Annotated in this window: 10 protein-coding genes; 3 read left to right on the forward strand and 7 right to left on the reverse strand. The window is 65.2% G+C overall.

What is annotated here, in order from left to right; translation table 11 throughout:
* Nucleotides 1-158: 158 nt before the first annotated feature.
* Nucleotides 159-2,234: a hydantoinase/oxoprolinase family protein gene (locus Amn_RS01700; protein WP_286294387.1), complete on the reverse strand. Its 2,076-nt coding sequence runs from the start codon at nucleotides 2,232-2,234 to the stop codon at nucleotides 159-161.
* 186 nt (nucleotides 2,235-2,420) lie between these two features.
* On the opposite strand from Amn_RS01700, the gene Amn_RS01705 reads away from it, so the two are divergent.
* The 3 genes from Amn_RS01705 to Amn_RS01715 all read left to right on the forward strand — a co-directional run bounded on the left by Amn_RS01705 (nucleotide 2,421) and on the right by Amn_RS01715 (nucleotide 7,142).
* A complete protein-coding gene (locus Amn_RS01705) occupies nucleotides 2,421-3,248 on the forward strand; it encodes a ferredoxin--NADP reductase (protein WP_286294388.1) in 828 nt (275 codons plus the stop codon).
* A gap of 222 nt (nucleotides 3,249-3,470) precedes the next feature.
* Nucleotides 3,471-4,517, forward strand: coding sequence for a deoxyribose-phosphate aldolase (gene deoC / locus Amn_RS01710; protein WP_286294389.1), 1,047 nt, complete (start codon nucleotides 3,471-3,473; stop codon nucleotides 4,515-4,517).
* A 255-nt stretch (nucleotides 4,518-4,772) separates the two neighbouring features.
* Nucleotides 4,773-7,142: an aldehyde dehydrogenase family protein gene (locus Amn_RS01715; protein ID WP_286294390.1), complete on the forward strand. Its 2,370-nt coding sequence runs from the start codon at nucleotides 4,773-4,775 to the stop codon at nucleotides 7,140-7,142.
* An 83-nt stretch (nucleotides 7,143-7,225) separates the two neighbouring features.
* Here the strand turns inward: Amn_RS01715 and Amn_RS01720 are convergent, their stop codons facing one another.
* The 6 genes from Amn_RS01720 to Amn_RS01745 are packed head-to-tail and all read right to left on the reverse strand — an operon-like array spanning nucleotide 7,226 to nucleotide 14,248.
* Nucleotides 7,226-7,654 carry a MarR family winged helix-turn-helix transcriptional regulator gene (locus Amn_RS01720; RefSeq protein ID WP_067955239.1) on the reverse strand — a complete coding sequence of 143 codons (429 nt, stop codon included), beginning with the start codon at nucleotides 7,652-7,654 and terminating at the stop codon, nucleotides 7,226-7,228.
* Nucleotides 7,651-8,235, reverse strand: coding sequence for an amino acid synthesis family protein (locus Amn_RS01725; protein WP_067955236.1), 585 nt, complete (start codon nucleotides 8,233-8,235; stop codon nucleotides 7,651-7,653). Before Amn_RS01725 ends, Amn_RS01720 begins: the two co-directional genes overlap by 4 nt.
* Complete coding sequence (locus Amn_RS01730; RefSeq protein WP_067955234.1) at nucleotides 8,228-9,109, reverse strand: UPF0280 family protein; 882 nt, start codon at nucleotides 9,107-9,109, stop codon at nucleotides 8,228-8,230. Before Amn_RS01730 ends, Amn_RS01725 begins: the two co-directional genes overlap by 8 nt.
* Nucleotides 9,106-10,641: a 6-hydroxynicotinate reductase gene (locus Amn_RS01735; protein WP_154385741.1), complete on the reverse strand. Its 1,536-nt coding sequence runs from the start codon at nucleotides 10,639-10,641 to the stop codon at nucleotides 9,106-9,108. Before Amn_RS01735 ends, Amn_RS01730 begins: the two co-directional genes overlap by 4 nt.
* Nucleotides 10,638-13,394: a molybdopterin-dependent oxidoreductase gene (locus tag Amn_RS01740; protein ID WP_286294392.1), complete on the reverse strand. Its 2,757-nt coding sequence runs from the start codon at nucleotides 13,392-13,394 to the stop codon at nucleotides 10,638-10,640. Before Amn_RS01740 ends, Amn_RS01735 begins: the two co-directional genes overlap by 4 nt.
* Nucleotides 13,391-14,248 carry an FAD binding domain-containing protein gene (locus Amn_RS01745; RefSeq protein ID WP_185910231.1) on the reverse strand — a complete coding sequence of 286 codons (858 nt, stop codon included), beginning with the start codon at nucleotides 14,246-14,248 and terminating at the stop codon, nucleotides 13,391-13,393. Before Amn_RS01745 ends, Amn_RS01740 begins: the two co-directional genes overlap by 4 nt.
* Nucleotides 14,249-14,293 lie beyond the last annotated feature (45 nt).

Genomic DNA, 14,293 nt, shown 5'->3' on the forward strand with positions numbered 1-14,293 from the left:
GGTCGACCCCCAATCCGCCTCGCTGCGCTCGGCACCTCTCCCCCGTTCGACGGGGGAGAGGAAACGCAGCTTTGCCGCCAGCGCCCCTTCGGCTTGGGTTCCTCGCCCCCGCGGAGCGGGAGTGAGGTGGCGAGCGAAGCGAGACTGAGAGGGGGGCTTCATGCGCTTGCTCCCACCTCGACGATGACGTTTCCATCCCGGTCCGACCGCGCCCGGTCGCCTGGTTCCAACACCGTCGTCGCGTCCATCTGCTCGAGGATCGCCGGTCCCAAAATCTCGGCGTCGAGTGGCAGCTTCTCCCTGAGATAGACCGGCGTGTCGTGCCAACTGCCGTCGAACCACACCGGCCTGATTTCGCGCAACGCTTCCGCCAGTGTCGCTGCCCGTCCCGCCGGGTCGATCAGACGGCTGAGGTCGACCTCGGGCCGCGCGCCGGTCACCGACGTGTTGAGGTTGACGAGATTGGCGCGGATCTCCGGCAGCTCGACCTTGAAGCGGGCGAAATAGGCCTTCTCGAACAGCGCTTGCAACGTCGCGCGGTCGACGTCCGCCGAGGGTAGCGGCACGTTGACGATGTGCGTCTGCCCGACGAACTGCATGTCGGCGGAGTGGCTGACACGGATGTTCTTCGGTCGCACCGCCTCCTGGGCGATCAGCGCCTCGCCTGCCGTGCGATGCCCGGCGAGAATGTCCCGCGCCCGCTTTTCGTCGAGCAGCGCGACCGGCTGGTTGACCGTGTTGACGAAATCGTGGCGCAAATCGGCGACGACGCAGCCGAGCGCATTGGTGATGCCAGGCCTCGCCGGCACCAGCACCCGGGGCAGGCCGAGCTCGCGGGCCAGCGCCGAGGCATGCAACGGCCCGGCGCCACCGAAGGCAAACAGGGTGAAATCGCGCGGGTCGTGGCCGCGCGACACCGACACCATGCGGATGGCGCCGGCCATCTTGATGTTGCCGAGCCGGAGCACCGCGCCTGCCGCCGAAACACCGTCCAGCCCGGTCGCTTTGCCGATCCTGTCGGCGAAGATTTTCCGCACGGCCTCGACCGTCACCGGTGCGTCGACGGCGAGCAGTTTCTTAGGGTCGAGCCGTCCGAGCACCAGATTGGCATCGGTGATCGTCGGCTCGGTTCCGCCGCGGCCGTAGCAGATCGGTCCGGGATTGGCGCCGGCGCTCTCCGGCCCGACCTGGATCAGCCCGGAGGCATCGACGCGGGCGATCGAGCCGCCGCCGGCGCCGACCGTGTGCACTGCCACCATAGGCACATGGATCGGCATCGCATATTCGATCTCGATCTCGTTGGAGACCGCAGGCTCCGCATCGAGGATAAGTGCGACGTCGGTCGAGGTGCCGCCCATGTCATAGGTGACGAGATGGCCATAGCCGGCGCGCCGGCCGGTATGGGCCGCGGCGATAACGCCCGATGCCGGCCCCGACATGACGGTCTTGGCTGCCTCGCGGGTGACGAAGCGCGCCGAGATCATGCCGCCATTGCCGTTCATGATCAGGAAGTCGCGGCCATAACCGCGCGCGGTCAGCTCGTCGCGCAGCCGCCCGACATAGCGTTCGAGGATCGGCTGCACTGCGGCATTGACCGAGGCGGTGACGCCGCGCTCGAACTCGCGCGCTTCCGAAAGCAGCGAATGTCCTGTCGTAATGTGCCCGTTCGGCCAGCTTTCCCCAGCGATCTCGGCGGCGCGGCGCTCATGCGCCGGATTGGCATAGGCATGAAGGAAATGGATGACCAGCGCCTCGCAGCCGGCAGTGACCAGCTGGCCCACTGCCTGCCGGACCTCGTCCTCGTCGAGCGGTTCGCGCACCCGTCCCGAGGCCTCGACGCGTTCGGTGACCTCGAGCCGGAGATTGCGGGGAATGACCGGCACGAACACCCCTGTCATGCCGTAGGGCTGCGGCCGCGTGCGCCGGCCGAGCTCGATCACATCGCGAAAGCCGCGTGTTGTGATCATGCCGGTCCTGGCCAGCCGGCGCTCAAGGACTGCGTTGGTGGTGGTGGTCGTGCCATGCACGATGAGGTCGATGTCGGCGACCGGAAAGCCGGTTGCTGCGAGTGCCGCGATCACGCCATGGGCCTGGTTTTCAACTGTTGTCGGTGTCTTGGCGATGCGGACCGTCCCGCCATCCCTGCCGTCGATCAGCAGCAGGTCGGTGAAGGTTCCCCCGACATCGATGCCTGCCACGACATTTCCCGCCTCTGCGGGAATATTCTCGTCCATGGACTAATCCCGAAAAGCCCGGACTACGTTCCTGTGCCAGTTTAGAAAGGCGTTTTATGCCACAATCTTGACGCTGATATCATTTGTATACTAATTAATAACCCGAACAAGGTCCCATTATTTGCCTGTATTTCCGCTGCGCGCCGGGTCTGGAAACGTCGCCGCGCCGGGCGAGAGGTTTGATCGATGAACACCGCAGCAGCGCTGAAGACGGCCGAAGCCAAGCCACTTCAGTTCCCAATCCCTGCCAATGTTTACGCCGAAACCGTGGTTTCGGTGAAGCATTACACGGATCGCCTCTTTTCCTTCCGTATCACCCGGCCGCAGTCGCTGCGCTTCCGTTCGGGCGAGTTCGTCATGATCGGCCTGCCCAATGCCGAAAAGCCGGTTTACCGCGCCTATTCGGTGGCGAGCCCGTCCTGGGACGACGAGGTCGAGTTCTTCTCGATCAAGGTGCCGGATGGTCCGCTGACCTCCGAATTGCAGAAGATCGTTCCCGGCGACACCGTTCTGATGCGCCAGAAGGCGACAGGTACGCTGGTGCTCGACGCGCTGACCCCGGGCAAGCGCCTGTTCATGATCTCGACCGGCACCGGCATCGCGCCCTTCGCCAGCCTGCTGCGTGACCCCGACACCTATGAGCGCTACGAACACGTCGTCCTCACCCACACCTGCCGCGATGTGGCCGAGCTGACCTATGGCCAGGAACTGGTCGCCAATCTCGAAAGCGACCCGCTGATCGGCGAGCTGACCCATGGCCGCGTCACGCTCTACAATTCGACGACGCGCGAGCAATCCGAGCGCATGGGCCGTATCACCGCGCTGATTTCGTCGGGCAAGTTTTTCAGCGATCTTGGCATCGACAAGCTCGATCCCGCAACCGACCGCATCATGATCTGCGGCTCGATGCATATGCTGAAGGATGTCAAGGAACTGGCCGAGAGCCTCGGCTTCGTCGAGGGCTCGTTGCATGAGCCGGGCAGCTTCGTCGTCGAGCGCGCCTTCGTCGGCTGACATTTCTATCAGCGCCGGATCGCCTGGTCGGTCCGGCGTTTTGACCATCTGGTCAAAATAACGCTGCGTCGTTCCGATTTTTCGTCTATCTTCCGCCCCGGGGACTCGTGGAGCATAGCTGCACGGGCTATTCTTGTTTTGCCGCGACGAAAGCATGGCTTTCCGTCGACGGCTCTTGAGATGTCGCGCCGACGACAAGGCGTCCGGAAGAAAGGCAGTCACATGAGCGGCAAGCTGCGCGAAGCCGAGAACCCGTCGTCCGCTATTGTGACCCCCTTGCCGGCGCGGCTGGTTGCGAATGCGGCCGACAGGCACGCCATTGCGCGCAATCCCGGCATGGCGCTGGATCTTGGTTTTCTGGAATCGCTGCGCAGCGTCAACCGCTCGGCGCTGGAGCGCAGGGTCGGCACGCTGACCAAACGGCGCTCGATCAAGGCCGACAACCAGGCGGCCTGGCTGCTCAGGTCGATCTCGCTGATGGATCTGACGACGCTCAACTCCAACGACACCGATGAACGTGTGCGCCGGCTCTGCGCCAAGGCGCTGAACCCGCTGCGGCGCGATCTTGTCGAAGCGCTGGGACTGGGTGAGGTGCTGATCCGGCCGGCGGCGGTCTGCGTCTATCATCCGTTCGTGGCCACCGCCGTGGAAGTGGTGAAGGGCTCGGGCATCCATGTGGCTGCGGTGTCGACGGCCTTTCCGCATGGCCTGGCACCCCTGTCGACACGTCTTGCCGAGATCGAGGCGTCGGTATCGGACGGCGCCGACGAGATCGACGTCGTCATCCCGCGCGGACTGGTATTCGGTGCGAAGTGGCAGGAGCTTTATGACGAGATCAAAGAGATGCGTGCTGCCTGCGGCGAGGCGCATCTCAAGGTCATCCTCGGCACCGGCGATCTGGCGACTTTGCGCAATGTCACGCTCGCCTCGATGGTGGCGATGATGGCAGGTGCCGACTTCATCAAGACCTCGACCGGCAAGGAAAGCGTCAATGCGACGCTGCCCGTCGGCCTCGCCATGGTCCGGGCCATCAGGGCCTATCACGAGCAGACCGGTTATCTCATCGGCTTCAAGCCGGCCGGCGGCATCTCGACGGCAAAGGTCTCGCTCGACTGGCTCATCCTGATGAAGGAAGAGCTCGGCCGGCCCTGGCTCGAACCCGAACTGTTCCGCTTCGGCGCCTCGAGCCTTTTGACCGACATCGAACGCCAGCTCGAACACCACATCAGCGGCCGCTACTCGGCCAACCACCGCCACGCCATGGCGTGAGACGATGGGCGCGAAAGCAATCGCCGTGGAGCTTCTTCGCACCCCCCTCTGGCCTACCGGCCATCTCCCCCGCAAGGGGGGAGATTGGCAGCTTCGCCGCTCACACCTTTCCTCCAACCTCGATGATTGGCGGCGACGTCAGCGCAGGCTGATCTCCCCCCTTGCGGGGGAGATGGCCGCCCCTTTGACAAATATGGGGCCAGAGGGGGGTGCGAAGGATCGCCGACCTCGCAACGAATTGCTGGGAACATTCCAATGAACATTCTCGAACGATACCACGCCATGGATTATGCCCCAGCTCCCGAGGCCCGCAGTGAAGCCGATGCCTGGCTTGGGGCCCGCGATTTCTCGAAGGCGCTGTTCATCGCAGGCGACTGGCGCGCCGGCATTGACGGCAAGAGCTTCGACACATCCGATCCCTCAACCGGCAAGCTTCTGGCCAAGGTGTCGGACGCCTCTGCCGCCGACATCGAGACGGCGGTGGCCGCGGCCCGCAAGGCGCTGCCGAAGTGGAGTGCTGCCTCGGGTTATGAGCGCGCCAAGGTGCTTTATGCCATCGGCCGCGCCATGCAGCGCCACCAGCGCCTGTTTGCGGTGCTGGAAAGCCTCGACAACGGCAAGCCGATCCGCGAGAGCCGCGACATCGACGTGCCGCTGGCGATCCGCCACTTCATCCACCATGCCGGCTGGGCCCAGTCGCTGGACCGGGAATTCCCAGGCCGCAAGCCAGCCGGTGTCGTCGGCCAGATCATCCCGTGGAACTTTCCGCTGCTGATGCTGGCCTGGAAGATCGCACCCGCTCTTGCCACCGGCTGCACCGTTGTCCTGAAGCCGGCCGAGTTCACGCCGCTGACGGCAATCTTGTTTGCCGAGATCTGCGAACGCGCCGGTGTGCCCAAGGGCGTGGTCAACATCGTCCAGGGCGGACCCGAGGCAGGGGTGGCGATCGTCAACCATCCCGGCATCGACAAGATCGCGTTTACCGGCTCGTCGGAGGTCGGCAAGATCATCCGCAAGGCAACTGCGGGCTCTGGCAAGAAGCTGTCGCTGGAACTCGGCGGCAAATCGGCCTTCATCGTCTTCGAAGACGCCGATCTCGACAGCGCCGTCGAGGGGCTTGTCGACGGCATCTGGTTCAACCAGGGCCAGGTCTGCTGTGCCGGCTCGCGGCTTCTGGTGCAGGAGAGCGTAGCCGAAGCCTTCATCGCCAAGGTCAAGACACGGATGAGCCGGCTGCGGGTCGGTTCTCCGCTCGACAAGAACACCGACATCGGCCCGCTGGTCGACAAGACCCAGCTCGACCGGGTCAGGCGCCTTGTCGAGGAAGGTGCAAGACAAGGTGCTGTCTGCTGGCAGCCCGACCAGGATGTGCCATCACAAGGCTATTATCACCTGCCGACGCTGGCGACCGGTGTGGCGCCTGCCAACATCCTTGCCCAGGAAGAGGTGTTCGGCCCGGTGCTCGCCACCATGAGCTTCCGCAACACCGAAGAGGCGGTCGAACTCGCCAACAACACGCGTTACGGCCTTGCCGCCTCGGTGTGGAGCGAAAACGTCAATCTTGCCTTGCATGTCGCCCCGCAGCTCAAGGCCGGCGTGGTCTGGATCAACGGCACCAACATGTTCGATGCTGCCTGCGGCTTCGGCGGCTACCGCGAGAGTGGTTTTGGCTGCGAGGGCGGGCGCGAGGGGCTGGAGGAATATCTGGCGCCGGGCGAGCCGCATGGCCCGGTCATCAAGCCGTCGACGGCGCCGAAACAGGCCGCCCGCGACAATGGCGAAAGCCACGGCATCGACCGCACGGCAAAACTGTTCATCGCAGGCAAGCAGGTGCGCCCCGACGGCAACTATTCGCTGCCGGTTCTCACCTCCAAGGGCAAGCTCGCGGGCGAGGTCGGCTTGGGCAGCCGCAAGGACATCCGCGATGCGGTCTCGGCGGCGCGCGCCTGCAAGGCCTGGCCCGAAGCGACCGCCTACAACAGGGCCCAGGTGCTCTATTACCTCGCCGAAAACCTCTCCGGCCGCACCGAAGAGTTTGCTGCCCGCATCGCCGAACTGACCGGTGCTGCCCACAAGGCTGCCAAGGCAGAAGTCGAGGCCTCGATCGAGCGGCTGTTCTATTATGCCGGCATGACCGACAAGTTCGAGGGCAGGGTGCACCAGCCGCCGGCGCGCACCGTCACGCTTGCCCTGCACGAGCCTGTCGGCGTCATCGGCATCGTTGCCCCTGACGAGGCGCCGCTGCTCGGCCTGATCTCGCTGCTCGCCCCGGCACTTGCCATGGGCAACACCACGGTCGTGGTGCCCTCGGCCGCCGCCCCGCTCGTGGCCACCGACCTCTACCAAGTGCTCGAGTACTCAGACGTCCCTGCCGGTGCGATCAACATCGTCACCGGGCATACGGCGGAACTCACAGCCGTGCTTGCCAAGCATGATGACGTCGACGGCCTCTGGGTCGTCGCCGAAGCCGAGATCTGCGCCAAAGCGGAGGCTGAATCTGTCGGCAATCTCAAGCGCGTCTGGACCGGGCACGGCCGCAGCCTCGACTGGCCGACCGCCCAGGGCGAAGCCTTCCTCCGCCGCGCCGTCGAGGTCAAGAACGTCTGGGTCCCATACGGGGACTGAGGGAAATAGGGGAATAGGGGAATAGGGTTATCGCCCTTACTCCCTTACTCCCTTACTCCCTTACTCCCTTACTCCCTTGGCCCTCAGCTTATCTTCGTCAGCAGCTGCAGCAGCGTCTCTGCGTCCTTCGCCGACAGCGGCGACAACGTCTCCTCGGTGATCGTCCGCGCCCGCGGCAGAAGCTCGACAATGAGGCGGTGGCCCTCGTCGGTCAGCTTGACCATCAGGCGCCTTTTGTCGACCTCATGTTTGGCCAGCTGCACCAGCCCGCGTGCCGCGAGCCGGTCGATGACGCCCTTCACGGTCGCCGCATCCATGGCGATCAGGCCGCCCAGCTGGTTCTGCGAGGTTTCGCCGACGTCGCGCAGCTTGGCGAGCGCGGCGAACTGCGGTGGCGTCAGGTCGGCAATATGCGTCGCGAAGATCGCGACGTGACGCTGGTTGGCCTTGCGCAGGACAAAACCGATCTGTCCCTGGACCTGGTAGGTACCTTCGGTGGTTTCGGGGCTCATCGCAAGCCATCCCAGGCCTTGATGTCGGAGGCCTTCAATCCACCCATGCGGTCGTGAATGCGCGGCCCCGAGGTCATGACCAATGCAAAGACGATCTCGTCCGGTCGCGGCCCGTCGGGCACCCCCACTTCCATGGCATCGAAATGGCTGCGCACATAGGCGGCGTTGACATGGCCGATCGGCACGTCGAGCCGCGCGCCGAAAGCACCCAGCTTCTTGGCCGAGGGCACGATCGCCTTGGCTTCGCCAAGCCGCTCGCGCATGGCGTAACCGCCGGGCACATGCCACAGAGCGCCGTGTTCCAGTTCGCCGGCCGAGCCGACAATGGCGCCTTTGCCATAACCGTCGATGGCCTTCGCATCGCCGCCCAGCGCCGCGATCAGCCGGTCGGACAGCATCAGCCCGAGCGGTTTCAGATCCTCCATCGCGCTCTCAAGCTCTTCGACATAGCGGTCGGCGAACGGGTTCTTCACCACCGCAAGCGCTGCCGCTCGTCGTCGGGGGATATGCGCGGGTGGCCCTCCGTCGTGCAGGATTTCCTCGATCGTTACAGCGATCTTCCGGATCGGAAAGTCAGGCATGGACAGGTTCCCCCCTTGTCACACCATCGGTTACGGCAAGCTCATGCGTGCCGCTTATGCGGGTTCGGCCTCCTAGGTATAGAGCTGCAGTCTGGATTGACCCTTGCCGCCGCAAGGATTCGGCCACGGAAAATCCGGCGTCGAGCGCCGCCTCGATGTCGGCGGGGGCAAGCGGTGCGACGTCTGTCGTCACCAGCCGGTCGCCAAGGTCGCTGTCGGGCGCCAGGTCGCATGCTGGCCTGCGGTGGATGGCTGTGTGGCCGGGCAGGTCGACAGCGTTGGCGATCAGCGTCGCCGCAGCATCGGCCGCGGCCGCGTTTACCGCGAGCACCGTTACAGCGTCGGCGATGCCGAGCGAAAAGCTGCGGCCGCGCCAGCCGCTGGTGGCGATGCCGCGCACTGCGTCCTGCCAGTGGATCGTCAGCCTGTCGGCCAGGCCGTGGCCCGTGCCGGCAATCGCCACCGAGAATTCCTGGCCACGGGCGATGTGCAGGGCGATGTCACCGCCATTGTTGACATAGGCGCGCTCGATTGAACGCCCGGCGATCATCGCGGCCATCATCTCGTCGGCGACAGAACCTGCGACGGCGGCCATCGGTGTGATGAACTGCCCAGCCAAAGGCGCGACGGCGGCTTCCATGCGCCGCGCCGTTGGTCCGTCAAAGTCGCGGGGCCTTGACGATGCCGGGCGGCGCAGTTGGGCAAGCTCCTCGACCAGCTCGTCCAGGATGGTCTGGAAGCGTTCCGCCGCCTGTTCGTAAGCGGCGCGCACCTCGCCGGTCTCGCCAAATGCCTCGACGATCAGGTCGATGGGGCCATGATTGAAATGCAGGCGGTGCTTGTCGGGCAGCCAGGAGATTTCGGGTCCATTCATCGCGACCCGCCCGGCGCCGTCAGGCGCAACTGCGCCAGCGGTGGCCAGGGGTTGTCGGTCCCGGCCGCTTCCGTCGCCCGCTCGTTGAGATACTCGCCGCCGCGCGCCAGCACGTCGTCGATGCTCCTGATCTCGCCGTCATAGCCGCCCAGTGCCAGATAGTCGTCGCGCCGCAAGGTGAATTCGATCGGCGCCACCAGGGCCGGTGTCGGCACATAACCGAAAGCGTTGTCGGGCACCCTGAGGACGTCGACCATCAGCGTGATGCCGCCGCCCGGCCAGACATAGACAGGCGCGCCGCCCACCGTCACGTAGGTTCTCAGGCCTTGCACCGAACGCGTCAGGTTGACCGGGTTTTCCGTCACCCCGGCGCGCAGGCTGCCGCCGGCGCCGCCGACGAACAGCACGGTACACAAAGCCGGCTCACAATTGTCCTCGATCAGCCCAACCGACTTGCGCAAGCGGTCCGGGAACGGCTTCTTGACCGGCATCAATTCGTCGTTGAGCTCGTAATAGGCGAACTGCTCGCCCGTCGTCGAAACCATCAGCAGCGACAGGCCGGGCCGCGCGCCTTTCTTGGCATTCCATTCGCCGAGGATCTCGAGCGGGTCGGAGATGCTGGTTCCACCCCAGCCGAGGCCGGGCTCCGACACCTTGAAATAACGCCCCGGCGTCGAGCGGCGGCCGAGGATCTTAATGCCGGTCTCCTCCCAGCCAAGCACCTTGCCGGCCTGGTGCTCGGAGACGACGCCAGTGATGTGGTCGTCGACGACAACCACCTCGTCAACGAGCCCGCGCCATTGCGTGGCGAACATGCCTATGGTCGCCGAGCCACAGCCGACGCGCATGCGGTGTTCGGTCGTGCCATCGATGACCGGCGGCTTGCCGGCCTCGACCACGATGGCGGCGCCGCCGTCGATGCTCAGCTCGACGGGCTTCTTGTTGCAGAGGTCGAGCAGCACCGCGCAGGTCACCCGGCCTTCGCTCTTCGAGCCGCCGGTCAAATGGTGGACGCCACCGAGCGACAGCATCTGCGAGCCGTATTCGCCCGTCGTCACATGGCCGATGGCCTCGCCCTGGGCACGCACCGTCGCCGTCTCGGGGCCGAGATGGCGGTCGGTGTCGATCTTCACCTTGACGCCGCAATAGGAGAAGATGCCCTCGGTGACGACGGTGACTAGATCGACGCCTGCGAGCTGCTGGCTGACGATGAACGGTGCCGGCTTGTAGTCGGGATAGGTGGTGCCGGCACCGATGGCGGTAACGAAGCGCCGCCCGGTGTTGACCAGTTCGCCATCCCACGCCTCGCCGCTGAAAGGCACCACGGAATTGCCGCTTTCGACCGCGAAATCGAGCACGCGGACTGGGTCGGCGCGCACGATCATGCCGCCGAAATTGCCGTAGCGGTCGCAGGCGCCGGTGTGCCCTTCGGCGATGTAGCACATCACGGGGCAGGCATCGCAGCGCAGCTTTTCGCCCGCCTGCCTGTCGCCGGCCGGGTGTGTCTCGAAACGCTCGGAAAGCTCGTTCATCGACGTGCCTCCTCGATTGTGGCCAGGATTCGCGACGGCGTTGCCGGCACCTTGGTGATCGCCACTCCGATGGCGTGGCGGATGGCGTTGAGGATGGCGGGCGCCGTCGGGATCAGCACATGCTCGCCCAAACCCTTGGCGCCAAAGGGTCCTTCCGGGTCCGGAACTTCCACCAGTATGGTTTCTATCGGCGGTACGTCACCGATCGTCGGGATCAGGTAGTCGTGCAGGTTCTCGGTACGGCCGGGAATGTACTCTTCCATCAGCGCCATGCCGATGCCCTGGGCGATGCCGCCCTCGATCTGGCCTTCGGCAAGCAGCGGGTTGATCGCCCGGCCGACATCATGCGCCGCGGTGATCTTGATCAGCTTCACGGTGCCAAGCCTCATGTCGACCTCAAGCTCGGCGATCTGCGCGCCATAGCCGTAGACAGCATAAGGTTTGCCTTGGCCCTTGGCATCGAGCGTCGTCGTCGGCGGGTCGTAGCTTTCCTCGGCGGCGAAGACAAGGCCGTCCTTGTCCACTTCGAGCAGCGTCAGATCGATGCGCCGCCGCTCGCCGCCCTCATGCACCAGGAGCAGTCCGCCCGGCAAAAGCTGCAGCGACGCTTTGGCCGAGACATTGGCAAAGCGCAGGATGCCGTCTCGCAAGGCTTTCGCGGACTTTTCCGCTGCTTTTCCCGAGACATAGGTCTGGCGCGACGCCGAGGTCTTGCCCGCATCGGGTGTAACAGCCGTATCGGCACTTCGAAGCACGAAATCGCCGAGCGGCAGGCCAAGCGCGTCGGCGGCGATCTGGGCGATGACGGTGTTGGCGCCCTGGCCGATGTCGACCGCGCCCTGGTGCAGCACGACCTTGCCTTCGGGCGAGATGCCCAGCTTGATTGTCGAGGGGTTGGGCAAAGACGTGTTGCCGCAGCCATACCAGCACGAGGCGATTCCGACGCCGCGCTTGAACTTGCCGTTGGCCGCGTTGAAAGCGTCCGCTTCGGCCAGCGCGCGTGTCCAGCGCAGGCTCAGCGCCTCGAGGCAGTCGCCGATGCCGACACCGGTGTCGAGCCGCTGCCCGGTCACCGTTTCGGAGCCGTTTCGAAGAGCATTTTTCAAGCGTATTTGCAACCGGTCGAGGCCAAGCTTGTCGGCCAGTTGGTCGAGCAGCGTCTCTTGCATCAGGGTAGCCTGCGGCACGCCGAAACCACGGAACGCGCCCGACACCGGGCCATTGGTGTGGATGGCGCGAGCGATGGCGCGGTAATGCGGCGTGGCATAGGGCCCGGAGGCATGCACCGGCACGCGATTGGCGACGGTCGGGCCGAAGCTGGCATAGGCACCGGTGTTGAACTCGCCATCGAACACCATGCCGCGAATGGTGCCGTCGGCATTGGCGCCGATTGTTGCCTTCATCGCGGCCGGATGGCGCTTCGTCGTCGAGGCCATCGATTCGGTGCGGCTATAGGCAAGGGCTGCCGGGCGCCCTGTCTTCAGTGCCACCAGCCCTATGAGCGGTTGCAGCGAAACGTCGATCTTGGAGCCAAAGCCGCCGCCGGTCGCCGTCGGCAGGATACGCACTTTTTCCACCGCGAGACCAAGGATACGCGCCGTGTCGTCGCGATCCAGATGCGGTGCCTGAGTGCAGGCGGCGATCGTCAGCGTATCGCTGTCCATCAATGCATAGCCGGCTTCCGGTTCGATGTAGGCGTGCTCAACATAGGAGGTCTGCATGCTGCCGGAGACCACGCATGCGGCCTGCGCCAGGGCACTTTCCGGCGCGCCGCGCTCGACAAGGCCGCGCACCAGCAGGTTGTCGGGTCGGTTGGCATGGACCAGCACTGCGCCTTGCGCCTGGGAAGTGGCCGCCTCCAGTGCTGCCGGCAACTCGCGCCAGGTGATGGGGAAAGACGTCACATCCAGGTCGCGCGCCGCCCAGCCTTCGCAAGCGACAAGCGCCACCGCCTCGCCACGGAAACGTGTCTCGCTCTCGGCCAGTGCCGGCTGGTCGGCAAAAGGCGGGATAACGCCGAAGCTGTTGATGCCGGGGATGTCGCCGGCGGTGAAAACCGCAACGATGCCCGCATTGCCTGCGACGTAGGCGTCGAGGTCGCCGAACGAGAATGCGGCTCGGTGATGCGGCGAGCGGATCACCAGCACCGACAACGCATCGGCGGGAAATGAATCGCCGCCGAATCTTTCGCTGCCAATCACCTTCGGGATGCCGTCGAGCCTGATGGGCGAGGCGCCTACGGCCGAACCAGCCGGGGGCATGCGAAAATCAAGGGATGGTGGCAGCATAAAGTGCCATGCCTCCATCACCGCCTCGACGATCTTGCGATAGCCGGTGCAGCGGCACAGGACCCCGCCGAGCGCGTCCTGGACCTGTTGTTCGCTTGGGCGCGGCTCCCGTGCCAGCAACGCAGTTGCCGTCACAAGCAGTCCGGGCGTGCAGAAACCGCATTGCGCGGCGCCATGTGCCAGGAACGACGCCTGCAGCGCCGAGAGGTCGCTGCCCCGCAGCCCTTCCACGGTGCGGATCGAAGCGCCTTCGACCGAGGCCATCGGCAGCAGGCAGGCGCAGACGGGCTCGCCGCCGAGCAGCACGGTGCAGGCGCCGCAATCGCCGGCATCGCAGCCGACCTTGGTGCCCGTCAGCCTGAGGTCGTCGCGCAGTACCGACGACAGGCGCCGCATCGGCGCAGCGGACACCGACACGGAGGCGCCGTTGACAGTGAAGCTGATCGGCGCCCGGTCGGTTTTCATGCCGCCGTCCGTCTCTGCGAGCCATGCGTTGCAAGCAGAAGCGCCCGCGCCACGATTTCGCGCGCAGCACTTCGCCTGTATCCGGCACTGCCGCGCACATCGTCGATTGGTGACAATTCATCCAATCCGGCAGCTTGCACCGCGGCTTCGGCGACCTCCGGCCTATGCCCGACAAGTGCTGCTTCCAGCGCGTGCAGCCGTCGCGCCACGGCCGAGCACGACCCCACCGAAATCGCCGCGCTTGCGATCCGCGCGTCCGTACCGAGCACGACCCTGGCCGCCGCCATGGCGATCGAAATGACCAGATAGCGCCGCGCACCCAGTTTGACGAAGGCCGAGCCGCCGCCAGTGCTGGCCTTGGGGATGCGCAGCGCCGTCACCAGCTCGTCCTCGCGCAGCTTGGTTCGGCGGTTGCCTATGATGAACGCGCCAAGCGGCAAAATGCGCATCTCGTGGCGCGACCGCAGCTCGACCTCGGCGTCGAGGATCATCAGCGCCGGCACCCCATCGGCGGCCGGTGAGGCGTTGCATATGTTGCCGGCTATCGACGCGACGTGCTGAATCTGGATCGAGCCAATTTCGCGCGCCGCCTGCTTCAGCGCGTCGAAGGCCGGCGGCAGCGGCGCCTGGATGATCTCGGTCCAACTGGTGCGCGCACCAATGACGAAGTGATTGTCGCTTTCGGTGATGCCGCGCAGTGCGCCGATGTCATTGATATCGATTACATCGAAATAGAGAGGCCGGTTGCCAAGAGCGGGATAAACGTCCGTCGCACCCGCCAACACTCGCCAAGAGCCCTCGCTGAGCAGCGCCAGCGCCTCGTCGAGTGACTTGGGTTTCGCGTAACGGGTCACGCAATGCCTCCCGGCTGTTGCCGGACATTTTCATTCGTACACAAG

Origin of the sequence: Aminobacter sp. Y103A (assembly GCF_030294925.1) — a bacterium.
In the GTDB taxonomy this organism is placed as follows: domain Bacteria; phylum Pseudomonadota; class Alphaproteobacteria; order Rhizobiales; family Rhizobiaceae; genus Aminobacter; species Aminobacter ciceronei.

Bases quoted from the DNA above. Each gene is read 5' to 3' on its own strand.
- Amn_RS01725 (WP_067955236.1), bottom strand. From the start codon at position 8,235: ATGCCTGACTTTCCGATCCGGAAGATCGCTGTAACGATCGAGGAAATC.
- Amn_RS01715 (WP_286294390.1), top strand. From the start codon at position 4,773: ATGAACATTCTCGAACGATACCACGCCATGGATTATGCCCCAGCTCCC.
- Amn_RS01740 (WP_286294392.1), bottom strand. From the start codon at position 13,394: ATGAAAACCGACCGGGCGCCGATCAGCTTCACTGTCAACGGCGCCTCC.
- Amn_RS01735 (WP_154385741.1), bottom strand. From the start codon at position 10,641: ATGAACGAGCTTTCCGAGCGTTTCGAGACACACCCGGCCGGCGACAGG.
- Amn_RS01730 (WP_067955234.1), bottom strand. From the start codon at position 9,109: ATGAATGGACCCGAAATCTCCTGGCTGCCCGACAAGCACCGCCTGCAT.
- deoC (WP_286294389.1), top strand. From the start codon at position 3,471: ATGAGCGGCAAGCTGCGCGAAGCCGAGAACCCGTCGTCCGCTATTGTG.
- Amn_RS01700 (WP_286294387.1), bottom strand. From the start codon at position 2,234: ATGGACGAGAATATTCCCGCAGAGGCGGGAAATGTCGTGGCAGGCATC.
- Amn_RS01705 (WP_286294388.1), top strand. From the start codon at position 2,421: ATGAACACCGCAGCAGCGCTGAAGACGGCCGAAGCCAAGCCACTTCAG.
- Amn_RS01720 (WP_067955239.1), bottom strand. From the start codon at position 7,654: ATGAGCCCCGAAACCACCGAAGGTACCTACCAGGTCCAGGGACAGATC.